Consider the following 25,671-nt stretch of genomic DNA (forward strand, 5'->3'; position numbering starts at 1 on the left):
AATTATAACTTTACATTTTTGTTTGATGGAGCTTACAGGCTTTAAGGTTGTTAACTTAATGATTTATATATTTTAATTAACTTTTATTTTGTAGTTTAAAAGAGAGTGGTAATAAAAGTGTACATGCATGGATTGCATGATTTACATGCTGTGGTAAAGTAAGCGTCATCCTCAGTGAGGATCGTAAAACCGCATAACGAGTGAAAAAGGATCGCCATCATGCAAAAAGACGCGCTGAACAATGTGCATATCGCCGACGAACAGATTTTAATCACGCCACAGGAACTGAAAGCGAAGTTCCCGCTGACTGCGGCGCAGGAAGCGCAAATTGCCGCTTCCCGCCAGACCATCGCGGATATCATCGCGGGTCGCGATCCGCGTCTGCTGGTGGTGTGCGGTCCCTGCTCGATTCACGATACCGAAGCCGCACTGGATTACGCTCGTCAGTTACAAACACTCTCAGCACAGTTGAAGGATCAGCTGTATATCGTTATGCGCGTCTATTTTGAAAAACCCCGTACCACCGTCGGCTGGAAAGGGTTAATCAACGATCCTTACATGAACAACTCGTTTGATATGGAAGCCGGCCTGCACATTGCGCGTCAGCTGCTGGTCAATCTTGTGGAGATGGGCCTGCCGCTGGCCACCGAAGCACTCGACCCCAATAGCCCGCAATACCTCGGCGATCTGTTTAGCTGGTCGGCGATTGGGGCGCGTACCACAGAATCGCAGACGCACCGTGAAATGGCGTCTGGCCTGTCGATGCCGGTAGGCTTTAAAAACGGCACCGATGGCAGCCTCGGCACCGCAATCAACGCCATGCGCGCCGCTGCGATGCCGCACCGCTTCGTCGGCATTAACCAGGCCGGTCAGGTGTGCCTGCTGCAAACTCAGGGCAACCCGGATGGTCACGTGATTCTGCGCGGTGGCAAAGCGCCAAACTACGGCCCGGAAGATGTCGCGCAGTGTGAAAAAGAGATGCTGAAAGCGGGACTGCGTCCGGCCTTAATGATAGATTGCAGCCATGGCAATTCTAACAAAGACTATCGCCGTCAGCCTGGCGTAGCCGAATCGGCTATCGCGCAGATTAAAGATGGAAACCGCTCCATCATTGGCCTGATGCTGGAAAGTAATATTCACGAAGGCAACCAGTCTTCTGAGCAACCGCGTAGCGAGATGAAGTACGGGGTTTCCGTCACTGATGCCTGCATCAACTGGGAAACCACTGAAACTTTGCTGCGTGAAATCCATCGGGATCTGCAGGGAGTGCTGTCGGCGCGTCTGTCACACGAGGTGTAATGAGTCATGGTGGCTGAACTGACCGCGCTGCGCGATCAAATTGATGAAGTAGATAAAGCCCTGCTGGGGCTGCTGGCGAAACGACTGGCGCTGGTGGCCGAAGTCGGCGAAGTCAAAAGCCGCTACGGTTTACCGATTTATGTGCCTGAGCGCGAGGCCAGTATGCTGGCGTCGCGTCGTCAGGAAGCGGAAGCGCTCGGCGTGTCGCCGGACCTGATCGAAGATGTACTGCGTCGTCTGATGCGTGAATCCTATGCGCATGAAAATGACAAAGGCTTCAAAACGCTGTGTCCTGAACTGCGTCCGGTGGTGATTGTCGGCGGCGGCGGTCAGATGGGACGTCTGTTCGAGAAGATGCTGACGCTCTCCGGCTATCAGGTGCGTATTCTTGATAAAGATGACTGGCCGCGCGCGGATGAACTGCTGCACGATGCGGGCATGGTGATCATCAGCGTGCCGATCCACCTGACCGAACAGATCATTGCCGATCTGCCAGCGCTGCCTGATGACTGCATTCTGGTGGATCTGGCGTCGGTGAAGAACCGTCCGCTGCAGGCGATGCTGGCGGCGCACAGCGGCCCGGTACTGGGACTGCATCCGATGTTCGGTCCGGACAGCGGCAGCCTGGCGAAGCAGGTGGTGGTATGGTGCGATGGCCGTCAGCCGGAAGCCTATCAGTGGTTCCTGGAACAGATTCAGGTGTGGGGCGCGCGCTTACACCGCATCAGTGCGGTTGAGCACGATCAGAACATGGCGTTCATTCAGGCGCTGCGCCACTTCGCCACGTTTGCTTACGGTTTGCATCTGGCGGAAGAGAACGTCAATCTGGATCAACTGCTGGCGCTGTCCTCGCCTATCTATCGCCTCGAACTGGCGATGGTAGGACGGCTGTTTGCGCAGGACCCGCAGCTGTACGCCGACATTATCATGTCGTCGGAAAGTAATCTGGCGCTGATTAAACGCTACTATCAGCGTTTTGGTGAAGCCATCACGCTGCTGGAGCAGGGCGATAAACAGGCGTTCATCAACAGCTTTGAGCGTGTGGAACACTGGTTTGGTGACTACGCGAAACGCTTCCTTGTCGAGAGCCGCAGCATGCTGCGCTCCGCCAACGACAGTCGCCAGTAATGATTAAGGCATCCGCGAGGATGCCTTTTTGTTTTACAGACGCGGTTCTACCGGTACCACGTTCTCACCGGGATAGCAGCCCAGCACCTTCAGTGAACGCGTGAGCGCACGCAGTTCTTCCAGCGCCTGCTGCATATTCTCCGACTGCAGATTGCCCTGCACATCAATGTAAAACATCTCTTCCCACGGGTTACCGTTGATTGGCCGGTTTTCCAGCTTGCTCATGATCAGATTGTGATTACGCAACACCAGCAGTGCTTCAACCAGCGCGCCGGCCTGCTGGCCCGTCGCCATAATCAGCGTGGTTTTGGCCGGCACCTGGCTGGAGACTTCAATCGGTTTACGCGCGAGCACAATGAAGCGGGTATGGTTCTGCTGCTGATTCGCCAGGTTGCGCTCCAGCACCTGCAGACCATACAGCTCACCGCCGGCTTCGCTGCCCAGCGCGGCCACGTGCGGCGAGTTCATCGCGGCTACTTTTTCCATCGCCGCCGCCGTACTTTCGGTGTATTCGATTTTCCACTGCGGGAAGCGGTTGATGAACTGGCTGCACTGCTGGAACGGCTGCGGATGGCTATACACGGTTTCAATCTGCTGCAAATCGGTATTACCGCTAACCAGCACGCAGTGTTCGATAGGAATCGTCAGCTCGCCGACGATCGACAGCGACGTTTGCTGCAGCAAATCATATACGTCATTGATCGAGCCGGAACTGGTGTTTTCAATCGGCATCACCGCGTAATCCGCCTGACCGCTTTCAACCTGCTGAATGATGTCGTGGAATTTCAGACACCCCATTTCCACCATCGAATCGAAGTGGCGCGTGGCGTATTTACGGGCGGCAAGGTGCGAATAGGAGCCTTTTGGGCCGAGGAAGGCGATGCGCGGCGCGTGCGCATGTGGATGATTCAGGTTTTTCTGCAGCAGCGCCTGCTGGGTCAGCACCGAATCCTCAATCACTAACTGGAACAGGCGCGTGATGTAGTGCGCATCCAGCTGATGTTTTTTACCCAGCGCGATGAGATTTTCCAGCAGGGCGCGTTCGCGCTCGACGTCACGAATCGGGCGATGGGTGGCCAGCTTGGCCTGCGCTACCTCAACGGCCAGCGCGCGCCGTTCAGCCAGCAGCGTTAACAGCCTGGCATCGACAGCGCTGATCTTATCGCGTAACGCCAGCAGCGGATTCTCGGGATTCATAGGGCTCACCTGTAAAATGTCCAATAAAAAAGCCTCCCGGTTGGGAGGCTTTGTTGTTCGTCTTCGCATTCATTTTCACACGACGAATCGCCTCCCAATCAGGGGAAGGTAAAAAAGAATGCGAAGAAGAACGGCAGTAGTTTCATGATCAATTCCGGCAATAAAGTGAACTGAGAGTAACCGCACAGCTTAAAAGCTGTCAATAAAAAACGCGCCCGCAGGCGCGTTGCTGAAAAGCGATAAATTACCCGGCAGGGGTGAAATCTTTAACACTGCTGGTGGCGCGCCGTGCTTCAGGCTTGTGCTGTGCTTTATTTAGCTGGCGCTCCAGCTTGGCGATCAAGTCATTGATGGCCGTATACATATCATCGTGTTTCGCGCTGGCGACCAGCGTGCCGTTTGGCGTGTTAATGGTGGCATCGGCCACAAATTCTTTCGGCTCTTTCGATAACACAATGTGCGGATTTATCAGGTGGGTTTGCCATTTTTCCAGCTTGGCGAGACGGTCTTCGACATGGTTGCGGATTGCCGCAGTGATTTCCATTTGTTTGCTGGTAATGTTCAGAATCATAGTTAAACCTCTCTGTCATTTCCGTCTGGGTAGGACCAGCATACCGCGCAAATCAGGAAAATGTGTGATCTGGATCACATTGGAATGTCACTTTTTGTCAATGCCAGCGAATTGTGAGAAAGGCCGGGAAAAGGGCGAAAAAAGCTTGATGCACAGCGGGGACAGGGGCAAGATTGATGAGTTAACCGTAGCGGAAAAACCCGTTGCAGACGGTTTTCTGACCAAAAAAAAGCAGCCACAGCGGCTGCTTTTTTTATGGCACGAAAATCAGGACGCGCTATTCGCCGCAATGATTTTCGCGACTTTGTCGGCTTCCGTCGTCAGCTGCAGCTGGCGATAGGCATTTTCCATCAACGGCAGCGCGTCACGCGTGGCCTGGGTGTCCGGATAATCGCGCATCATACCTTCAACCCGATTAACAACGGCGACATAGGCACCGCGCTTGGTATAGAATTGCGCCACGGAGAGCTCATACTTCGCCAGGCGATCTTTCAGGAACGTCAGACGTTTCTGCGCATCTGCCGCGTACTGGCTGTTCGGATAGCCGCGCAGTAGCTGAGAGAAGTCACGGAATGCATCACGCGCATGGGTAGGATCGCGGTCGGAACGATCGATCCCGAAGAAGCCCTGCAGCGCGGAATCATCCAGTGCCATGTCCGTCAGGCCCTTCATATAGATCACGTAATCAATGTTAGGGTGCGTCGGGTTCAGGCGCATAAAGCGGGAAATGGCGGCTTGCGCCAGTGGCAGATCGGCATTTTTGTAGTACGCGTAGATCAAATCCAGCTGCACTTGCTGCGAGTAAGGACCAAACGGATAACGGTTATCCAGCGCTTCCAGTTGCTTAATCGCCGCTTTAAAGTTACCGTCCTGCAGCTTTTGCTGCGCTGTGGCGTAAATTTCAGACGGCGGGCTGTCCGGGACCGGGTCCGATGAGCCGGAACAGCCCACCAGTGCCAGGCTCAGGCTCAGTGTGGCAGCAGCCACCAGATGTTTCATACGCGTCATGACGAAATGATTATCCTCAAAGTGTTATGGCGGAAGCTGTCCGTATAGCTCCCGGTAATGACCAGTACGATAGCACATTATATTAAACGGCATCGCCGTGAAAACCCAACGTTAACGAAGAAGCTGTATATGGCACAACAAGTTCAACTCACCGCAACGGTGTCCGAAGCACAGCTTGGACAACGCTTAGATCAGACTTTGGCGGAATTGTTCCCTGATTATTCACGTTCCCGCATAAAAGAGTGGATCCTTGAGCGTCGGGTCAGCGTCAACGGCACCATCATCGATAAACCGAAAGAGAAAGTACTCGGCGGTGAGCGGGTGGCGATTGATGCCGAGATCGAAGAGGAGCAGCGCTGGGAAGCGCAAAATATTCCGCTGGATATTGTTTATGAAGATGACCACATCCTGGTGATCAACAAACCGCGCGACTTAGTGGTCCACCCTGGCGCCGGTAATCCGGACGGCACGGTACTGAATGCGCTGCTTTATCACTATCCGGCGATTGCCGACGTGCCGCGCGCCGGCATCGTGCACCGTCTGGATAAAGACACCACCGGACTAATGGTGGTGGCCAAAACGGTACCGGCGCAGACGCATCTGGTTGAAACGCTGCAGCTGCGTGAAATCACCCGTGAATATGAAGCGGTGGCGATTGGCACCATGACCGCCGGCGGTACGGTGAATGAGCCGATGGCGCGTCACTCTACCAAGCGTACCCACATGGCGGTGCATCCGATGGGTAAACCGGCCACCACGCACTATCGCATCATGGAGCATTTCCGCGCCCATACGCGCTTACGCCTGCGCCTGGAAACCGGCCGTACTCACCAGATTCGCGTGCACATGGCGCACATTAATCATCCGCTGGTGGGCGATCCGCTGTACGGTGGTCGTCCGCGTCCGCCAAAGGGCGCTTCTGAGGCTTTTATCAGTACGCTGCGCGGTTTTGACCGCCAGGCGCTGCACGCCACTATGCTGCGTCTTTATCATCCGATCACCGGGATTGAGATGGAGTGGCACGCGCCATTGCCGCAGGACATGGTTGATCTGATTGAGGCACTGAAAGCCGATACCGACGAGTTCCGCGATCAGCTGGACTGGCTATGAGTGACTGGATCGTGCCGCAGTGGCCAGCGCCGGCGCGCGTGCAGGCTTATTCGACCACGCGGCACGGCGGCGTTAGCACTGCGCCATGGGATTCCCTCAACCTTGGCGCGCACGTCGGGGACGAGGCGGATTGCGTGATGCACAATCGTCAGCGCGTGGTCGAGCAACTGGCGCTACCGGCGATGCCGCAGTGGCTGGAGCAGGTACACGGCCAGACGGTGGCGCGTCTGCCGGCGGCTGCGTCCCTGCCGCGAGCCGATGCGGCGATAACGCGGGAAAGCGGCGTGGTGTGTGCAGTGATGACCGCCGACTGTCTGCCGGTGCTGTTTTGCAGCCATGATGGCAGCGAAGTTGCCGCGGCACATGCCGGCTGGCGCGGGTTGTGTCATGGGGTGCTGGAGCAGACGCTGGCACAGTTTCACTGCCCGGCGAGCGAGATTCATGCCTGGCTCGGTCCGGCGATTGGTCCGCAGGCATTTGAAGTGGGGGCCGAGGTGCGCAGTGCGTTCCTGGCGCAGGATGCCGCTGCCGATGCGGCTTTTCGCCCGGCCGGCGAGAAATATTTTGCCGATATCTGGCTGCTGGCAACCCAGCGTCTGCAGGCCGCTGGCGTGCGATCTGTCACGGCTGATGCGCGCTGCACCTATCAGGAAAGCGCCGATTTTTTCTCCTTCCGACGCGACGGAATCACCGGGCGTATGGCAACTTTGATTTGGCTGAGATAACCTTACGCCGCAAGACGATCCAGTAAGCGTATTTTTTGCTCACAACTCAGGTCATTAACCTTGAAAATTTGAGGGATGACCTCATTTAATCTCCAGTAGCATTTTGACCTGTAATGGGAGGAATCATGCGTCTGGATCGTCTTACCAACAAATTCCAGTTGGCCCTGGCCGATGCACAGTCCCTTGCTCTGGGACACGATAATCAATTCATCGAACCCCTGCACCTGATGAGCGCGCTGCTCAACCAGGAGGGTGGATCGGTACGTCCGCTGCTCAGCGCGGCGGGAGCGGATGTCGCTAACCTGCGTACCAGCATTGAACAAGCCATCAATCGTTTGCCGCAGGTCGAAGGGACCGACGGCGACGTTCAGCCATCAGCGGATTTGGTCCGGGTACTGAATCTGTGTGACAAGCTGGCGCAAAAGCGCGGCGACAACTTTATTTCATCTGAATTATTTGTTCTGGCGGCCCTCGAATCGCGCGGCTCGCTGGCGGATTTACTGAAGTCTGCCGGTGCCACGGCGGACAAACTCGCTAAGGCCATCGAGCAACTGCGGGGAGGGGAAAACGTGAACGATCAGGGGGCTGAAGATCAGCGCCAGGCTTTGAAAAAATACACCATCGATCTGACGGAGCGCGCTGAGCTCGGCAAGTTAGATCCGGTTATCGGGCGTGACGAAGAGATTCGCCGCACCATTCAGGTATTGCAGCGTCGTACCAAAAACAACCCGGTGCTCATCGGTGAGCCGGGCGTCGGTAAAACCGCCATCGTTGAAGGGCTGGCACAGCGCATCATTAACGGCGAAGTGCCGGAAGGGCTGAAAGGCCGGCGCGTACTGGCGCTGGATATGGGCGCGCTGGTGGCCGGCGCGAAATATCGCGGCGAGTTTGAAGAGCGCCTGAAAGGCGTACTGAACGACCTCGCCAAGCAGGAAGGCAACGTCATTCTGTTTATCGATGAGCTGCATACCATGGTCGGCGCCGGTAAAGCCGACGGCGCGATGGATGCCGGCAACATGCTGAAGCCGGCGCTGGCGCGCGGTGAACTGCACTGCGTGGGTGCCACCACGCTGGATGAATATCGCCAGTACATTGAGAAAGATGCCGCGCTGGAGCGCCGCTTCCAGAAAGTGTTCGTCGCCGAACCGAGCGTGGAAGACACCATCGCCATTCTGCGTGGCCTGAAAGAGCGTTATGAGCTGCATCACCATGTGCAAATTACCGATCCGGCGATTGTCGCTGCGGCAACGTTGTCGCACCGCTATATTGCCGATCGCCAGTTGCCGGATAAAGCCATCGACCTGATTGATGAAGCGGCGTCGAGTATTCGTTTGCAGATTGACTCCAAGCCGGAACCGCTCGATCGTCTCGAACGGCGTATCATCCAGCTCAAACTGGAGCAGCAGGCGCTGAAGAAAGAATCGGATGACGCCAGCGTTAAGCGTCTGGAGATGCTGGAAAGCGAGCTGGATCAGAAAGAGCGCGAATATGCTGAGCTTGAAGAAGAGTGGAAAGCGGAAAAAGCCTCGCTGACCGGCACGCAAAACATCAAAGCTGAGCTGGAACAGGCGCGTCTGGCTATGGAGCAGGCACGGCGTGTGGGTGACCTTGGCCAGATGTCGGAACTGCAGTACGGCAAAATTCCGGAGCTGGAAAAACAGCTGGCAAGCGCCACGCAGGCGGAAGGTAAAACCATGAAGCTGTTACGCAACCGCGTAACGGATGTCGAGATCGCCGATGTGCTGGCGCGCTGGACCGGTATTCCGGTGGCCCGCATGATGGAAGGTGAGCGCGATAAACTGTTGCGGATGGAGCAGGAGCTGCATGCCCGGGTTATCGGCCAGGACGAAGCGGTTGAAGCGGTATCGAACGCCATTCGCCGTAGCCGAGCCGGTTTGTCTGACCCGAACCGGCCAATCGGATCGTTCCTGTTCCTTGGACCGACCGGTGTCGGTAAAACCGAGCTGTGTAAGGCGCTGGCTAATTTCCTGTTCGATAGCGACGACGCGATGGTGCGTATCGATATGTCGGAATTCATGGAGAAACATTCGGTGTCGCGTCTGGTCGGGGCACCTCCAGGCTACGTCGGTTATGAAGAAGGCGGTTACCTGACAGAGGCGGTGCGTCGTCGCCCTTACTCGGTGATTTTGCTGGATGAGGTGGAAAAAGCGCATCCGGATGTGTTCAACATTCTGCTGCAGGTGCTGGATGATGGGCGTCTGACCGATGGTCAGGGGCGCACCGTGGACTTCCGCAATACCGTGGTGATCATGACATCTAACCTCGGTTCGGATCTGATTCAGGAACGTTTCGGCGCGCTTGATTACGCGGAAATGAAAGATGTGGTGATGACGGTCGTCGGACACCATTTCCGTCCGGAGTTTATCAACCGTATTGATGAGGTGGTGGTATTCCATCCGCTGGGTGAAAAACATATTGCCTCGATTGCGCAGATTCAGCTGCAGCGGCTGTATCAGCGTCTGGAAGAGCGCGGTTATCAGCTGCACATTTCCGACGCGGCGCTGAAACTGCTGGGCGAAAATGGTTACGATCCGGTTTACGGTGCGCGGCCATTGAAACGGGCGATTCAGCAGCAGATTGAAAACCCGCTGGCGCAGAAGATTTTGTCTGGCGCGCTGGTTCCGGGAAAAACCATCGAAATGGATGTGCAGGACGATGCCATCGTCGCGCATCAATAACGCAACGTGACAAAAACGGGCCTCAGGGCCCGTTTTTTTATGCTGTTTCGCAAGAATCAGCTGGTTTTTGCAACGTGTTGCCTGGAAAGTGAGCGGTCGCGCAAAAACTGCAAATTAGCGCTTGTCAGGCGAAACGAAGTCCCTATAATGCGCCACCACTGAGACGGCAAAGCGGCAACGCAGGCGGCTCAGCAGGGCGTGAAGCGATTCACCCCGCCGGAGAAAAACGCTGAAAAAAGTGTTTGACTCTGAAGGAGGAAAGCGTAATATACGCCACCTCGCGACAGCAGGCCGAACGCCGCGTCGCACCGCTCTTTAACAATTTATCAGACAATCTGTGTGGGCACTCGCAGGATTGATATCAGCGTCTCCGGACGTAAAAAAATATCAAGTCTTTGCTGAGTGAACACGTAATTCATTACGAAGTTTAATTCACAGAGCATCGCTGCACTGGTTGCAGCAAATCAAACTTTAAATTGAAGAGTTTGATCATGGCTCAGATTGAACGCTGGCGGCAGGCCTAACACATGCAAGTCGAACGGCAGCACAGAAGAGCTTGCTCTTTGGGTGGCGAGTGGCGGACGGGTGAGTAATGTCTGGGAAACTGCCCGATGGAGGGGGATAACTACTGGAAACGGTAGCTAATACCGCATAACGTCGCGAGACCAAAGTGGGGGACCTTCGGGCCTCACACCATCGGATGTGCCCAGATGGGATTAGCTAGTAGGTGGGGTAATGGCTCACCTAGGCGACGATCCCTAGCTGGTCTGAGAGGATGACCAGCCACACTGGAACTGAGACACGGTCCAGACTCCTACGGGAGGCAGCAGTGGGGAATATTGCACAATGGGCGCAAGCCTGATGCAGCCATGCCGCGTGTATGAAGAAGGCCTTCGGGTTGTAAAGTACTTTCAGCGGGGAGGAAGGCGGTGAGGTTAATAACCTCGCCGATTGACGTTACCCGCAGAAGAAGCACCGGCTAACTCCGTGCCAGCAGCCGCGGTAATACGGAGGGTGCAAGCGTTAATCGGAATTACTGGGCGTAAAGCGCACGCAGGCGGTCTGTTAAGTCAGATGTGAAATCCCCGGGCTTAACCTGGGAACTGCATTTGAAACTGGCAGGCTTGAGTCTCGTAGAGGGGGGTAGAATTCCAGGTGTAGCGGTGAAATGCGTAGAGATCTGGAGGAATACCGGTGGCGAAGGCGGCCCCCTGGACGAAGACTGACGCTCAGGTGCGAAAGCGTGGGGAGCAAACAGGATTAGATACCCTGGTAGTCCACGCCGTAAACGATGTCGACTTGGAGGTTGTGCCCTTGAGGCGTGGCTTCCGGAGCTAACGCGTTAAGTCGACCGCCTGGGGAGTACGGCCGCAAGGTTAAAACTCAAATGAATTGACGGGGGCCCGCACAAGCGGTGGAGCATGTGGTTTAATTCGATGCAACGCGAAGAACCTTACCTGGCCTTGACATCCAGAGAACTTAGCAGAGATGCTTTGGTGCCTTCGGGAACTCTGAGACAGGTGCTGCATGGCTGTCGTCAGCTCGTGTTGTGAAATGTTGGGTTAAGTCCCGCAACGAGCGCAACCCTTATCCTTTGTTGCCAGCGGTTCGGCCGGGAACTCAAAGGAGACTGCCGGTGATAAACCGGAGGAAGGTGGGGATGACGTCAAGTCATCATGGCCCTTACGGCCAGGGCTACACACGTGCTACAATGGCGCATACAAAGAGAAGCGACCTCGCGAGAGCAAGCGGACCTCATAAAGTGCGTCGTAGTCCGGATTGGAGTCTGCAACTCGACTCCATGAAGTCGGAATCGCTAGTAATCGTAGATCAGAATGCTACGGTGAATACGTTCCCGGGCCTTGTACACACCGCCCGTCACACCATGGGAGTGGGTTGCAAAAGAAGTAGGTAGCTTAACCTTCGGGAGGGCGCTTACCACTTTGTGATTCATGACTGGGGTGAAGTCGTAACAAGGTAACCGTAGGGGAACCTGCGGTTGGATCACCTCCTTACCTGAAGATACCTTCCCGCGAAGTGCTCACACAGATTGTCTGATAGAAAAGTAACGAGCAGAAAAAACCTCTACAGGCTTGTAGCTCAGGTGGTTAGAGCGCACCCCTGATAAGGGTGAGGTCGGTGGTTCAAGTCCACTCAGGCCTACCAGATTTCTTCTCATGCCGCGTTATGTTTCCGGCTCGCATAGTTCACTATGCTTCGCGAAAACATGCCTTGCCTGAGACGAAATCACATTTCCCGTGTGAGAAACGTGACTCCTGGTGAGTGGATGTAGATGGTCTCTGCAGTGACTGTATGGGGCTATAGCTCAGCTGGGAGAGCGCCTGCCTTGCACGCAGGAGGTCAGCGGTTCGATCCCGCTTAGCTCCACCATTACAGTACTGAAACTTACTTCAGAGTATACCGGCGACGGTGTGCTGCGAAGTATTTGCTCTTTAACAATCCGGAACAAGCTGAAAATTTGAAACGACGCGTCGTATTCATTCTCCGTAATAAGAATGAAATTTACGATGCGTTCGGGTCTCTCAAATGCTTGCAGTCCGCAGCGTTGCAAAACGCCTGTGGGTTGTGAGGTTAAGCGACTAAGCGTACACGGTGGATGCCCTGGCAGTCAGAGGCGATGAAGGACGTGCTAATCTGCGAAAAGCGACGGTAAGGTGATATGAACCGCTACAGCCGTCGATGTCCGAATGGGGAAACCCAGTGTGTTTCGACACACTATCGTTAACTGAATACATAGGTTAACGAGGCGAACCGGGGGAACTGAAACATCTAAGTACCCCGAGGAAAAGAAATCAACCGAGATTCCCCCAGTAGCGGCGAGCGAACGGGGAGCAGCCCAGGACCTGAATCAGCTTGTGCATCAGTGGAAGCGTCTGGAAAGTCGCGCGATACCGGGTGACAGCCCCGTACACGAAGATGCATGAGTTGTGAGTCCGACGAGTAGGGCGGGACACGTGGTATCCTGTCTGAACATGGGGGGACCATCCTCCAAGGCTAAATACTCCTGACTGACCGATAGTGAACCAGTACCGTGAGGGAAAGGCGAAAAGAACCCCGGCGAGGGGAGTGAAACAGAACCTGAAACCGTGTACGTACAAGCAGTGGGAGCACCTTCGGGTGTGACTGCGTACCTTTTGTATAATGGGTCAGCGACTTATATTCTGTAGCAAGGTTAACCGCATAGGGGAGCCGAAGGGAAACCGAGTCTTAACCGGGCGTTAAGTTGCAGGGTATAGACCCGAAACCCGGTGATCTAGCCATGGGCAGGTTGAAGGTTGGGTAACACTAACTGGAGGACCGAACCGACTAATGTTGAAAAATTAGCGGATGACTTGTGGCTGGGGGTGAAAGGCCAATCAAACCGGGAGATAGCTGGTTCTCCCCGAAAGCTATTTAGGTAGCGCCTCGTGAACTCATCTCCGGGGGTAGAGCACTGTTTCGGCTAGGGGGCCATCCCGGCTTACCAACCCGATGCAAACTGCGAATACCGGAGAATGTTATCACGGGAGACACACGGCGGGTGCTAACGTCCGTCGTGAAGAGGGAAACAACCCAGACCGCCAGCTAAGGTCCCAAAGTCATGGTTAAGTGGGAAACGATGTGGGAAGGCACAGACAGCCAGGATGTTGGCTTAGAAGCAGCCATCATTTAAAGAAAGCGTAATAGCTCACTGGTCGAGTCGGCCTGCGCGGAAGATGTAACGGGGCTAAACCATGCACCGAAGCTGCGGCAGCGACGCTTAGGCGTTGTTGGGTAGGGGAGCGTTCTGTAAGCCGCTGAAGGTGTGCTGTGAGGCACGCTGGAGGTATCAGAAGTGCGAATGCTGACATAAGTAACGATAAAGCGGGTGAAAAGCCCGCTCGCCGGAAGACCAAGGGTTCCTGTCCAACGTTAATCGGGGCAGGGTGAGTCGACCCCTAAGGCGAGGCTGAAAAGCGTAGTCGATGGGAAACAGGTTAATATTCCTGTACTTGGTGTTACTGCGAAGGGGGGACGGAGAAGGCTAGGTTATCCGGGCGACGGTTGTCCCGGTTTAAGCGTGCAGGTGTGAAGACCAGGCAAATCCGGTCTTCTTTAACACTGAGGCGTGACGACGAGCCGCTACGGCGGTGAAGTAACTGATGCCCTGCTTCCAGGAAAAGCCTCTAAGCTCCAGGTAACACGAAATCGTACCCCAAACCGACACAGGTGGTCAGGTAGAGAATACCAAGGCGCTTGAGAGAACTCGGGTGAAGGAACTAGGCAAAATGGTGCCGTAACTTCGGGAGAAGGCACGCTGGCGCGTAGGTGAAGGGACTTGCTCCCGGAGCCGAGGCCAGTCGAAGATACCAGCTGGCTGCAACTGTTTATTAAAAACACAGCACTGTGCAAACACGAAAGTGGACGTATACGGTGTGACGCCTGCCCGGTGCCGGAAGGTTAATTGATGGGGTTATCCGCAAGGAGAAGCTCTTGATCGAAGCCCCGGTAAACGGCGGCCGTAACTATAACGGTCCTAAGGTAGCGAAATTCCTTGTCGGGTAAGTTCCGACCTGCACGAATGGCGTAATGATGGCCAGGCTGTCTCCACCCGAGACTCAGTGAAATTGAAATCGCTGTGAAGATGCAGTGTACCCGCGGCAAGACGGAAAGACCCCGTGAACCTTTACTATAGCTTGACACTGAACATTGAGCCTTGATGTGTAGGATAGGTGGGAGGCTTTGAAGCGTGGACGCCAGTCTGCGTGGAGCCAACCTTGAAATACCACCCTTTAATGTTTGATGTTCTAACGTAGGCCCGTAATCCGGGCTGCGGACAGTGTCTGGTGGGTAGTTTGACTGGGGCGGTCTCCTCCCAAAGCGTAACGGAGGAGCACGAAGGTTGGCTAATCCTGGTCGGACATCAGGAGGTTAGTGCAATGGCATAAGCCAGCTTGACTGCGAGAGTGACGGCTCGAGCAGGTGCGAAAGCAGGTCATAGTGATCCGGTGGTTCTGAATGGAAGGGCCATCGCTCAACGGATAAAAGGTACTCCGGGGATAACAGGCTGATACCGCCCAAGAGTTCATATCGACGGCGGTGTTTGGCACCTCGATGTCGGCTCATCACATCCTGGGGCTGAAGTAGGTCCCAAGGGTACGGCTGTTCGCCGTTTAAAGTGGTACGCGAGCTGGGTTTAGAACGTCGTGAGACAGTTCGGTCCCTATCTGCCGTGGGCGCTGGAGAATTGAGGGGGGTTGCTCCTAGTACGAGAGGACCGGAGTGAACGCACCGCTGGTGTTCGGGTTGTCATGCCAATGGCACTGCCCGGTAGCTAAGTGCGGAAGAGATAAGTGCTGAAAGCATCTAAGCACGAAACTTGCCCCGAGATGAGTTCTCCCTGACCCCTTGAGGGTCCTGAAGGGACGTTGAAGACGACGACGTTGATAGGCCGGGTGTGTAAGCGCAGCGATGCGTTGAGCTAACCGGTACTAATGACCCGTGAGGCTTAACCTTACAACGCCAGAGGCGTTTTGGTCTGAGAGACCGGAGAATTTTCAGCTTGTGACGGAAAAATTAGCGGAAACGAAAGATTTTGCGCTGAGGCGAGGCGGCAGGCCGAAGGAAAGGAAGGAGCATACACGAGTATGTGACTGACTTTGCGAGGGCGGCCAACGCGGCATCAGTGAAAAAGATTCGTTTCGTGCACCAGAATTTGCCTGGCGGCAACAGCGCGGTGGTCCCACCTGACCCCATGCCGAACTCAGAAGTGAAACGCCGTAGCGCCGATGGTAGTGTGGGGCCTCCCCATGCGAGAGTAGGGAACTGCCAGGCATCAAACCAGTAAAGAAGCCCCGGACGAGAGTCCGGGGCTTTTTTACGTCTGGCGATCGCTAAATCCACTTCACCCCTTGCAAAATCTCTCCCTAAAACTCCAGCTCTGTCACATTTTGTCATCCTGAACGGGCTCTGATTCCCCCGCGCTGCTCTCAGATGCTTTACTCATTGCTTTAGCGATGTTCTTCGCAAGGAAATGAGGTAAAAGATGACCGACTTACAACAAAAATCGGCCCAGCCGGAAGCGGCAGCCGTCAGTAAAAAACGCATCTGGGCCATTGTCGGCGCGTCGTCCGGCAATCTGGTCGAATGGTTTGATTTCTACGTCTACTCGTTCTTTTCGCTCTATTTTGCCCATGTATTTTTCCCGGCCGGCGACACCACTACCCAGCTGCTGCAAACGGCCGGCGTGTTTGCGGCGGGCTTCTTAATGCGTCCTATCGGTGGCTGGCTATTCGGCTACATCGCGGACCGTCACGGCCGAAAAAGTTCGATGCTGATCTCGGTATGCATGATGTGTTTTGGTTCGCTGGTCATTGCCTGTTTACCCGGCTACGGCGAAATCGGCATTGCGGCGCCGGTGATTTTGCTACTGGCACGCATGTTTCAGGGCTTATCGGTGGGCGGTGAATATGGTACCAGCGCTACCTACATGAGTGAGGTGGCACTGGAAGGGCGCAAAGGCTTCTACGCGTCGTTCCAGTACGTCACCCTGATTGGCGGTCAGCTGTTAGCCGTACTGACAGTCGTGGTACTGCAACAAATCCTCAGTGATGAAGCGCTGCGCAGCTGGGGCTGGCGTATCCCGTTCTTTCTTGGCGCGGTTCTGGCAGTGGTCGCTCTGTGGTTGCGTCGCTCACTGAATGAAACCTCCGAGAAAAAGCACCGGGAACATCGCGATGCCGGCAGCATCCTTGGCCTGCTGCGTAACCATTCGCGCGCCTTCCTGATGGTGCTTGGCTTTACCGCTGGCGGATCGCTGAGCTTCTATACCTTCACAACCTACATGCAGAAATATCTGGTGAACACGGCGGGTATGGATGCGCGCAGCGCCAGTGCGTTGATGACCGGCGCGCTGCTGGTATTCATGCTGATTCAGCCAATTGTGGGCGCGCTGTCAGATAAGATTGGCCGGCGGGCATCAATGATGATCTTTGGCGCTGGCGCGGCTATCTGTACCGTGCCGATTTTGATGTTACTGCAGAATGTGCAAAGTAGCGGGCTGGCGTTCGTGCTGGTGATGCTGGCGCTGATTATTACCAGTTTCTACACCGCCATCAGCGGCATCCTTAAAGCGGAGATGTTCCCGCCGGAAGTGCGGGCGCTTGGCGTGGGGCTTTCCTATGCGGTAGCTAATGCTATCTTTGGCGGTTCGGCCGAGTACGTGGCGCTATTACTGAAGAAGCACGGCATCGAAACCACCTTCTTCTGGTATGTCTCGGCAATGGGCGCGCTGGCATTTCTGGTATCGCTGATGCTGCACCGCAAAGGCAAGGGGATTGCGCTGTGATTACTGGCTCAGGTTCCATAAGGCAATGCCGCTGGCCGCACCGGCGACATCCCAGCTAAGATCTTTCCAGCTCCAGCCGCTCCCGGCTGGGCGGCTGTCCCAGGCTTCTTTGGCCACGCCGAAGCTTAGCGAAAAGAGCAGGCCGAAGCGCAGATTTTGCCCGCGGCCCTGATGTTGATGCTGAGAGATCTCACTGCCCGCGGCAGCCAGAGCGGCAGAGGAGAAAAAGTGTTGTGCTTTATCCTGGCCGGTCCAGCTATCCTGCGCCACATGCGCACATCCGCTACACAGTAATACCGCACAGAGGATGAGCGCACGCATCGGCTACAGCAGACGGCTAATAAGGCGGTCGATACGGATGCGACGCAGACGGCGAATCAGCTTACGCACCTTAGCCGGATAATCAGAGATGCTCTCCAGCTCGCGGAAATGTTTCACCACCGTGGTGTGCTGACGGATCAACGCCAGTTCCTTATCGCGCTGCTCTGCCAGCTGGTTGAGCGGATCGTGAATCAGCACCGCATTTTCCAGGTCGAGTCGCCAGGCGCGCGGATTGAGGTTATTACCGGTGATCATCATCCACTCGTCATCAACCCAGATGCCTTTCAGGTGATAGCTGTTGTCGCCATCTTTCCACAAACGTACCGTCAGCTGGCCGTTATTGACGTAATACTGCAACCGGCTGAGGAAGCGACGCAGGTTGATTTCATACAGATAGGGCAGCGCACCGATAATCTTGAACGGCTCGTGTGGCGGAATGTAGAAATCGTTGGCGGTTTTATCGCCGACGATGATTTCGACCTCTTTGCCCTGACGCAGCAGCTGGATCAGATTGCGCACCAGAATGGCCGGCAGGTTAAAGTAAGGCGTGCACAGCGTGAGCTTACGCTCGGCGCAGGGCATTAAATGGAAGATGGTTTTGTTCAGCAGGCTACGTTTACCCAGCCCGACCAGCGGCGTGACGGCCAGTGATTCGTTGCCGGCATCACCGGTAAACTGATAGTTGAAGCTGCGCAGCTCCTGACGAAACTGGCGGGTTTCATTCTTGATTTCCGGGCTGGAGGGACGTTCGGCCTGGTCGAGACGGTTAACGGCCTCAGAATGTTTGAGATTCTCACCAATCCACTGAAACATAGTGTCCGCCAGCTGCGGATTACGGATCAGTTGATAACGGTCATAACGGTATTTGTCATGCTGATGCAGATAAACATCGTTCAGGCTGGCACCGCTGTAGAGCAGCGTATCGTCAATGATGAAGCCTTTCAGATGCAGCACACCGAGCGCTTCCCGGGTGTTCACCGGAATGCCATACACCGGAATCGCGATATCGGGATGCTGCGCCGCCATTTCGCAATACCAGTCGGCATTCGTCAGGCCGCGCGCGGCACCGATACGGCCGCGCTGCGCACGATGCCAGTCCACCAGAATGCTGACATCCAGTTCCGGGCGCGCCTGACGCGCTGCATACAGCGCCTGCATGATGCTGCGTCCGCCGTCATCATTTTCCAGATACAGGGCGGCGATGCAGATGCGTTTTTCTGCCGTGGCGATTTTCGTCAGCAGGGTTTCACGAAACTCGGCGGGCGAGTAAAGCGTGGTCACATCCGACACGGACTGTGACAGTTTAGGCAGCTGTGCGAGGTGTTGTTGGTGTTTATTGCGTTTGAATTTAGACAACATCACAGTGCACTTCTTCTCTGTTCATTGTATGGCCTTTTGCCATCAAATCATGATTCTAACGGTAAATAATAACATCAACCGGCCGGTTAAGGAGAATTTTTACCTTTCTCTACAGCCAGGTCGCCGGTGTCAGCCAGCGGTAAATTCAGGCTGACAATGCCATCATCCAGTTGAATATTCACACGAAAATTGAGTTTTCGCGCCAGGGTAATCATGCCGGTATTGTGCGGCATGGTGATACCGTTCAATTGTTGCAGGCCGTGATCGCGCGTATAGCGGATCATCTTTTCCAGCAGCCGCCTGCCCATGCCCAGACCCTTGAGGTCGGAACGCACTAATACCGAAAATTCTGCGTCGATATTGTCAGCATCGGAGATGGCGCGCGTCACGCCGATAATCTCATCAGCACCGTTATGCTGGCGTACTGCGACAATCGCCATCTCCCGGTCGTAATCGATCTGCGTCATGTTCGCCAAATCGTCGTGGGTAAACTCATTGATCTCACTGAAGTAGCGATAGTAAAGGTCTTCTTTGGTGACCCGGGCGATGAAGGCACGTAGCTGCGGTTCATCCTCCGGCAGAATCGGGCGAAACAGGCAGCGCTGGCCATCTTTAAGCTGCACCTGCTCTTCCAGATGGTGCGGATAGGGACGAATCGCCAGCCGCGCCTCACTGTCGCCATGAAACGGAGCCAGCTGCAGCGTCACGTCCAGCAGGGTAAAGGTATTGGCGGATGCCAGCAGCGGGTGAATATCCAGCCGCTGAATCTCCGGACAGTCCACCACCAGGTTTGATACCTGCACCAGCAGCTGACTGAGACCGGTGATATCCAGCGGTCGCAGTGCACTGCGGCTGCGCACTTTGCCGCTCTTCAGTGCCTGAATTACCAGATAGCGCGCCAGCGTCATATTCAGCGGCGGCAACGCCACGGCGGCCTGCTTGTCCGGCTGCCACTCCACACCGCCTTCGCCCAGCATGATGATTGGGCCAAACAGCGGGTCATGCTCAACCACCACCCGCAACTCCTGTGCACCGGCGCGGTTCGCCATACTTTGCACCAGCAGGCCGTCAATGCGCGCCTGCGGATGCGTTTCACGCACGCGATCGAAGATGGCGTCTGCTGCCTGTTCAACTTCTGCCGCGCTGCGCAGATAGAGCATCACGCCCTGTACATCCGACTTATGCGCAATATCCGGCGAGCGTAGCTTGAGCGCCACCGGATAACCAATCTGGTCGGCAATCTTAGCGGCAGACTGGCTGTCGCTGGCGATCCAGGTTGGCAGCGTCGCCAGCCCGTAAGCCTGCAGTATGGGCTGCACCTCGTGCGTATCCAGCGTGGTAATGCCGCTATCCAGTGCCTGTTGCAGCAGCTGATGTGCCTCGGCGCTGTTTTGCGTCAGGCCCAGCGGCAGCGCTGGCGTTTCGCGTAGCTGTTTCTGGTTACGCCGATACTCAACCTGGTGCATGAATGCCGTCACCGTACCTTCTGGCGTGCGCCAGGTCGGAATGCCGGCCTGGGTGAATGCGCGGCGGGCTTCCTGCGAAGAGTGTTCGCCGCACCAGTTGGTCAGCAGCGTCACCTGCTTACCCCGCGGATGCGCGGCCACCGCCGCAATAATCTGCGCGGCGGTTTCACTGGCCGGAGAGACGGCGCTGGGTGAATGGATGATCATCAGTGCATCCAGTTCATGGCTGTCGAGCAGCTGTGTTACGCAGGCCACGTACAGCGCGGGCGTCGCATGATCTTTCAAATCCAGCGGATTACCGCGCCCTATGCCCTCCGGCAGCAGGGCCGCCAGCGCCTGCAGCGTGGGCTCATCCAGCGTCGCCAGCTTGCCGTTACGCGCATAGAGTTCATCTAACGCCAGCGCTGCCGGGGCGGCGCCGTTGCTGATAATCATCAGGCGCTCACCGCGCAGCGGGCGCATGTGGCTGAGCGACTCCACGGCGGAAAACAGCTCATGCGTGTCCTGCACGCGCAGCAGACCGGCGCGCTGAATGGCGGCATCCCAGGCGGCATCCAGTCCGCTGGCGGTGCCGATCATCGCCTGTGCCTGATGGCTGCGACCGCTTTTGATCACCAGAATCGGTTTATTACGCGCTGCGCTACGCGAGGCAGAAACGAAGCGCCGGGCGTCGCTCAGGTGTTCCAGGTAGAGCAAAATGGCGCTGGTTTTGCCATCGCGTGCAAGAAAATCCAGCAGGTCGTCGACATCAATATCCAGGCTGTCGCCCAGGGCGATAAACCACGAAAAGCCCAGGTTGCGCTGTTGCGCCCAGTCGAGAATGGTGTTGGAAACCGCCGCCGATTGCGAAATAAAGGCGATGCGTCCTTTCGCAATCGGTACCGGTGAGAAGCTGGCATTCAGCCCCTGCCAGGGGGCTAACAGGCCCAGACTGTTGGGGCCCAGCAGGCGCATCTGCCACTGGCTGGCACAGGCTTTCAGCGCCTCCAGCTGGCTGGCCGGCGCGGAGAGAATAATGCAGGCTTTACAGCCTTTTTCTCCCAGCTGCTGTAACAGTTCCAGGTTGCGTCTGGCGTGGGTACAGATAATCGCCAGGTCGGGGGCGAAGGGCAGGCTGGCCACGTCCGGCCAGGCCAGCACACCGCTGACCGCCTTGTATTTGGGCGTGACCGGCAACACCGGACCGCCAAAGCCGCCCGCCAGCAGGTTGCGCATCATCAGATAGCCAGCGCGGCCCGGTTTTACCGACGCACCCAGCACCGCAATTGATTTCGGTCGTAACAGCGCTTCCAGTCCACGTTGGCTCATCATTCGCTCCTGCTCTCGGGATTGGCATGATTGTAAACGCTTTTACGCCGGTTGCCGATTTGTCGATGTCAGGCTGCGAGCCAGCTTCAGAAATTGTCTGTTTGCGCGTGTATCGGATGGTGGGGTTTGCCGGCCAGATAGGCCTGACGAAAGCGTTCAAAGTGCTGCTGCAGCGCCTGCGCCGCCGGGACATCACCTGCCTGTTCCAGCAGCGCGGCGGCCACTTCGGCGGTGCAGTGCTGGCCCGGTGCATGAGCTTCGCGCAGCGTGTAGCGCGACGGTGTCGCCACATTCAGTGACATCACCGGAAAGCTATCCAGCCACGGACTTTTGCGGAACATTTTGCGCGCTTCGGTCCAGGTACCGTCGAGCATAATAAACAGCGGGGGCTTGCCGCCGATGGGCGGCGTGGTCAGCACCTGGCGATCGGCATCGGCGTAGGCACCGGGAAACACCACCATCGGCTGATAATCGGCCGTCTGCACCGCCGCCAGCAGCGCGGCGTCGGGCTCGGTGCGCGACCAGCCAAAGGCCTGGGTTTCCGGCAGAATGTCGGCAATCAGCCGGCCGGTATTACTGGGTTTCATTGGTTCAGTATCAAACATCACCAGGCAAAACCGGCTGCGCGCCTGTTGCGGCTGCAGGGTCGCGCACAGACAGTTTTTATGCGGCAGCAGGCAGCGCTGACAGCGCAGCACGCGGTTGCCTCGGGCGAGAAACGGGCGCGTGGCACGCGCTAAACGCTGCGCACGCAGGCGCAGAACGGCATTTTCAGACATAGCATCGCGGACAGGGAAAAACGCCAGTGTAATAGAAGGGCAAAAACAAGGCCAGCGCGTGGCTGGCCCTGGGGGATTAGAGTGATTCGTCGAGCCATTCGTTGAATGGCGCTTTCGGCATCGCACCGTTCAGCATGTCCACCATCTCACCGTTTTTGAACAGCATAATGGTTGGGATGCTGCGGATGCGAAAACGCGTGCTGAGTGCAGGTTCCGCCTCAGTGTTCACTTTCACGAAGCGCACTTTGCCGCGCCGCTCGTCGGCGACGTCTTTAAACACCGGCGCGAAGTTCACGCACGGGCCGCACCATGGCGCCCAGAAGTCGACCACGACCGGCAGATCGTCCTGCAGGTATTTATCCAGCGTGGCCGCCGTGGCATTCACCACTTCACCGCTAAACAGCGCATCGCCGCAGCGACCGCATTTGGCTCCGTCGGCCAGACGTTCTTCTGGAACGCGGTTAGTTGCCTGACAGGAGGCACATACAGTATTCATCGTCACCTCAAACCGGACCTGTAAATCTTAGGATTGGTGAACATTATGAAAAGGTTGAATGCTATGCTCAATCTGGATTAAGCAATAGGTTCAATAGTTGATAGCTAAGCGCCGACACATCAGGTAATCTTCGCGCTCTCAATGCTGGAGGAACAGATGAACGACGAATTTAAAGGCAAAAGCGGCAAGGTAAAAGTGATGTATGTACGTGATGAGGAGGGCGGTCAGAAGCCAAATCCCCGTACCGGCAAAGGCGGCCGTCCTGCTGCGCGCCAGGAAGAGAATCGTCGCTCTGGTCCTCGCAGCACCCGTAATAATGAAGAGAGCGGTCGTCCGCGCACCGCCCGTGGCGATGATGCCGGGCGTTCGCGTGGTCCACGTGACGATGCTGGCCGTTCGCGCGGTCCGCGTGACGATAGCGTGCGCGGTCGCCGCAGCGATCGGGACGATCGCGGCTTCAGTGATTCACCGTGGCGCACCGTATCACGTCCGCCTGTCGCCGCTGAAGCGGATGCGGGTGACGAAGCGGCCAGCAGCAAGCCGGTTATCGACCCGGAACTGATTCGCCGTCAGCGTCAGGAAGAGACGCGCGTGTATGGCGAAAACGCCTGCCAGGCGCTGTTCCAGAGCCGTCCCGAAAGCATCGTCCGTGCCTGGTTCGTGCAAAGCGTCACGCCGCGCTTCCGCGAAACCCTGCGCTGGCTGGCAGCAAACCGCAAAGCCTATCACGTCGTGGACGACGCCGAGCTGGCGAAAGCGTCCGGGACTGAACACCACGGCGGCGTGTGCTTCATTATTAAGAAGCGCATGGGCATGCCGGTGGCGGAATGGCTGCAGCAGGCGCAGAGCAAAGATTGCGTACTGGCGCTGGAAGATGTCAGCAACCCGCACAACCTTGGCGGTATCATGCGCAGCTGCGCGCACTTTGGCGTCAAAGGTTTGCTGGTCAATGATGCCTCACTGCTGGAGTCGGGTGCCGCAGTCCGCACGGCTGAAGGTGGTGCAGAGCACGTTCAGGCGATCAGCGGCGAAAGCTTTGCTGCGGGTCTGGAAGCGTTCCGCAAAGCCGGTTACACCATTGTGACCACATCCAGCCACGCCGGTACGCCACTGGCGCAGGCGGCGCTGCCAGCCAAAATGGTACTGGTGCTGGGTCAGGAGCGTGAAGGTCTGTCAGACAGCGCATTCCAGCAGGGCGATATCAGCCTGTCGATTGGCGGTACCGGCAACGTTGAAAGCCTCAACGTCTCGGTCGCCACCGGTATCCTGCTCGCCGAATGGTGGCGTCAGAACGCATAAATAAAAAAACGGGCCGCTGTGGCCCGTTTTTGTTTCTGTCACTCAGTGCGCGCCACCGCCGCCGCCGCCCGCGCCAAACGGCGGTCGGGCAAACCACACCAGAACCAGCAGGACCAAAAACACCCCCGCCGATGCCCAGAAGATCTCGTTAGCCGAGATAATCAGGCCCTGATTAGTAATTTGCTGGGCGATATAAGCCGACGCCTGCTGCTGCGTCATGCCCATGCTTTGCAGCTGATCATACATTTGCTGCGAATTTGGATTGAATGGATTAACCGATTCCGACAGGTAGCTGTGGTGCATCGATTCGCGGTCTGTCCACATGGTGGTGGTGATTGACGTTCCGATTGAACCCGCCAGCGTACGCACAAAGTTCGACAGGCTGGAGGCCGCCGCCATACGCTCTGGCGGCAAGCCGGACAGCGTAATGGTGGTCAGCGGCATAAAGAAGCAGGCTACCGCGAACCCCTGGATAAACTGCGGCCACGCGGAGGCACCGAAATCCATCCCCGGCTCAAACGTATACGCACGCCAGTAGAAGCACACCGCGTACATGATAAAACTAAAGGTTACCAGCCGCCGCATATCGAGCTTATGGGCGAAGCGACCAATGATCGGCGACAGAATCACCGGAATGATCCCCACCGGCGCCGATGCCAGCCCTGCCCAGGTGGCGGTATAGCCGTATACCTCCTGGAGCAGCTGCGGCAGCAGGACGATCGAGCCGAAGTACAGCATGTAAGCCAGACTGATCGACAGACAGCCGATGGTGAAATTTCGCTTCTTAAACAGCGACAAATCGACAATCGGGTGATCGTCGGTCAGCTCCCACACCAGCAGCACAGCCAGCGACACCACCGCGACCACCGTCAGCACGATGATTTCGGTTGAGCCAAACCAGTCGAGTTCTTTACCGCGGTCAAGCATCACCTGCAGAGAACCAATCCCCACCACCAGCAGCACCAGACCGACCATATCGATCGGGCGGATCTCAGTTTTGGTTTCGCGCCCGCGCAGGGTTTGCAGCGTCAGCATCACCACCACCACGCCAATTGGCACGTTGATGAAGAAGATCCAGCCCCAGTGATAGTTATCGCTGATCCAGCCACCGAGAATCGGACCGCAGATCGGCGCAACGATCACCGTCATCGCCCACAGCGACAGCGCCACGCTGCGCTTGGCCGGCGGGTAGTTGTTCAGCAGCAAACTTTGCGACAGCGGAATCAGCGGACCGGCCACCACGCCCTGAATCACGCGGAAGAAGATCAGCATCTCCAGGCTTTCGGACATGCCGCACGCCCATGAGGCCAGCGCGAACAGAATGGTCGACCATGTGAACAGCTTCACTTCACCGACGCGCTTTGCCAGCCAGCCGGTGATCGGGATCGAGATGGCATTCGCCACCCCGAACGAGGTGATCACCCAGGTGCCCTGCGAGTTGGACGCCCCGAGGTTACCGGCGATGGTTGGGATCGCCACGTTAGCGATGGTGGAGTCGAGTACCTGCATGAACGTCGCCAGCGACAGGGCGATGGTCATCAGAACTAACGGCGCACCTTCAAGCGGCTTTTGTGCCATA

At 56.5% G+C, this 25,671-nt stretch carries 17 protein-coding genes, 2 tRNA genes, 3 rRNA genes and 1 other annotated feature; of the genes, 12 read left to right on the top strand and 10 right to left on the bottom strand.

Annotated elements, in window-relative coordinates; translation table 11 throughout:
* The first annotated feature begins 219 nt into the window (after positions 1-219).
* Positions 220-1,299 carry a 3-deoxy-7-phosphoheptulonate synthase gene (locus tag E7738_RS18640; RefSeq protein WP_021507322.1) on the top strand — a complete coding sequence of 360 codons (1,080 nt, stop codon included), beginning with the start codon at positions 220-222 and terminating at the stop codon, positions 1,297-1,299.
* Positions 1,300-1,305: 6 nt separating this feature from the next.
* A complete protein-coding gene (gene tyrA, locus E7738_RS18645; protein WP_021507321.1) occupies positions 1,306-2,427 on the top strand; it encodes a bifunctional chorismate mutase/prephenate dehydrogenase in 1,122 nt (373 codons plus the stop codon).
* A gap of 33 nt (positions 2,428-2,460) precedes the next feature.
* Here tyrA and pheA read toward each other — a convergent pair whose 3' ends face one another.
* The 4 genes from pheA to bamD all read right to left on the bottom strand — a co-directional run bounded on the left by pheA (position 2,461) and on the right by bamD (position 5,203).
* Positions 2,461-3,624, bottom strand: a complete 1,164-nt coding sequence (gene pheA / locus E7738_RS18650; protein ID WP_021507320.1) for a bifunctional chorismate mutase/prephenate dehydratase — start codon at positions 3,622-3,624, stop codon at positions 2,461-2,463.
* Between the two features lie 22 nt (positions 3,625-3,646).
* Positions 3,647-3,771, bottom strand: a sequence feature (Phe leader region).
* Positions 3,723-3,770 carry a pheA operon leader peptide PheL gene (pheL, locus tag E7738_RS18655; protein ID WP_121497579.1) on the bottom strand — a complete coding sequence of 16 codons (48 nt, stop codon included), beginning with the start codon at positions 3,768-3,770 and terminating at the stop codon, positions 3,723-3,725. It overlaps the preceding feature by 48 nt.
* 97 nt (positions 3,772-3,868) lie before the next feature.
* On the bottom strand, positions 3,869-4,195 hold the full coding sequence (raiA, locus tag E7738_RS18660) for a ribosome-associated translation inhibitor RaiA (RefSeq protein WP_021507319.1): 327 nt from the start codon (positions 4,193-4,195) through the stop codon (positions 3,869-3,871).
* A 267-nt stretch (positions 4,196-4,462) separates the two neighbouring features.
* Positions 4,463-5,203 carry an outer membrane protein assembly factor BamD gene (bamD, locus tag E7738_RS18665; protein WP_058759616.1) on the bottom strand — a complete coding sequence of 247 codons (741 nt, stop codon included), beginning with the start codon at positions 5,201-5,203 and terminating at the stop codon, positions 4,463-4,465.
* 129 nt (positions 5,204-5,332) lie between these two features.
* On the opposite strand from bamD, the gene rluD reads away from it, so the two are divergent.
* The 9 genes from rluD to E7738_RS18710 all read left to right on the top strand — a co-directional run bounded on the left by rluD (position 5,333) and on the right by E7738_RS18710 (position 17,064).
* The gene (gene rluD, locus E7738_RS18670) at positions 5,333-6,313 is read left to right on the top strand and encodes a 23S rRNA pseudouridine(1911/1915/1917) synthase RluD (RefSeq protein ID WP_021507316.1); all 981 of its coding nucleotides are present in this window, start codon (positions 5,333-5,335) and stop codon (positions 6,311-6,313) included.
* Positions 6,310-7,038: a purine nucleoside phosphorylase YfiH gene (gene yfiH / locus E7738_RS18675; protein WP_222951717.1), complete on the top strand. Its 729-nt coding sequence runs from the start codon at positions 6,310-6,312 to the stop codon at positions 7,036-7,038. The genes rluD and yfiH overlap by 4 nt, the downstream gene beginning before the upstream one ends.
* A gap of 125 nt (positions 7,039-7,163) precedes the next feature.
* Entirely contained in the window at positions 7,164-9,737 is a 2,574-nt protein-coding gene (gene clpB / locus E7738_RS18680; RefSeq protein WP_021507314.1) for an ATP-dependent chaperone ClpB, read from the top strand.
* 473 nt (positions 9,738-10,210) lie between these two features.
* Positions 10,211-11,752: ribosomal RNA gene (locus E7738_RS18685) — 16S ribosomal RNA — on the top strand.
* A gap of 74 nt (positions 11,753-11,826) precedes the next feature.
* Positions 11,827-11,903: transfer RNA gene (locus tag E7738_RS18690), tRNA-Ile, on the top strand.
* A gap of 149 nt (positions 11,904-12,052) precedes the next feature.
* A tRNA-Ala gene (locus E7738_RS18695) sits at positions 12,053-12,128 on the top strand.
* Between the two features lie 199 nt (positions 12,129-12,327).
* Positions 12,328-15,233, top strand: a 23S ribosomal RNA gene (locus tag E7738_RS18700).
* 202 nt (positions 15,234-15,435) lie between these two features.
* Positions 15,436-15,551, top strand: a 5S ribosomal RNA gene (rrf, locus tag E7738_RS18705).
* The 16S, 23S and 5S rRNA genes sit together here with 2 tRNA genes alongside, the layout of an rRNA operon.
* A 211-nt stretch (positions 15,552-15,762) precedes the next feature.
* Positions 15,763-17,064 (top strand): MFS family transporter, encoded by a 1,302-nt coding sequence (locus E7738_RS18710; RefSeq protein WP_104188781.1) that lies wholly within the window; start codon positions 15,763-15,765, stop codon positions 17,062-17,064.
* Here the strand turns inward: E7738_RS18710 and E7738_RS18715 are convergent, their stop codons facing one another.
* From E7738_RS18715 to trxC, 5 genes are all read right to left on the bottom strand, one after another.
* Positions 17,065-17,385 carry a YfiM family lipoprotein gene (locus tag E7738_RS18715; protein ID WP_125310799.1) on the bottom strand — a complete coding sequence of 107 codons (321 nt, stop codon included), beginning with the start codon at positions 17,383-17,385 and terminating at the stop codon, positions 17,065-17,067.
* 3 nt (positions 17,386-17,388) lie between these two features.
* Positions 17,389-18,747, bottom strand: a complete 1,359-nt coding sequence (gene pssA / locus E7738_RS18720) for a CDP-diacylglycerol--serine O-phosphatidyltransferase (protein WP_176428114.1) — start codon at positions 18,745-18,747, stop codon at positions 17,389-17,391.
* An 83-nt stretch (positions 18,748-18,830) separates the two neighbouring features.
* Positions 18,831-21,518: a bifunctional acetate--CoA ligase family protein/GNAT family N-acetyltransferase gene (locus E7738_RS18725; RefSeq protein ID WP_394516355.1), complete on the bottom strand. Its 2,688-nt coding sequence runs from the start codon at positions 21,516-21,518 to the stop codon at positions 18,831-18,833.
* A gap of 86 nt (positions 21,519-21,604) precedes the next feature.
* A complete protein-coding gene (locus tag E7738_RS18730) occupies positions 21,605-22,297 on the bottom strand; it encodes a tRNA-uridine aminocarboxypropyltransferase (RefSeq protein WP_394515931.1) in 693 nt (230 codons plus the stop codon).
* A gap of 76 nt (positions 22,298-22,373) precedes the next feature.
* Positions 22,374-22,793, bottom strand: coding sequence for a thioredoxin TrxC (trxC, locus tag E7738_RS18735; RefSeq protein ID WP_021313847.1), 420 nt, complete (start codon positions 22,791-22,793; stop codon positions 22,374-22,376).
* A 156-nt stretch (positions 22,794-22,949) separates the two neighbouring features.
* Between trxC and E7738_RS18740 the strand changes: the two genes are divergently transcribed.
* Positions 22,950-24,092 carry a tRNA/rRNA methyltransferase gene (locus E7738_RS18740; protein WP_127834470.1) on the top strand — a complete coding sequence of 381 codons (1,143 nt, stop codon included), beginning with the start codon at positions 22,950-22,952 and terminating at the stop codon, positions 24,090-24,092.
* Between the two features lie 42 nt (positions 24,093-24,134).
* On the opposite strand, the gene emrB is transcribed toward E7738_RS18740, so the two are convergent.
* Positions 24,135-25,670, bottom strand: a complete 1,536-nt coding sequence (gene emrB, locus E7738_RS18745) for a multidrug efflux MFS transporter permease subunit EmrB (RefSeq protein ID WP_021506464.1) — start codon at positions 25,668-25,670, stop codon at positions 24,135-24,137.
* Position 25,671: the final 1 nt, after the last annotated feature.

It is taken from the genome of Pantoea sp. SGAir0430 (assembly GCF_043549295.1).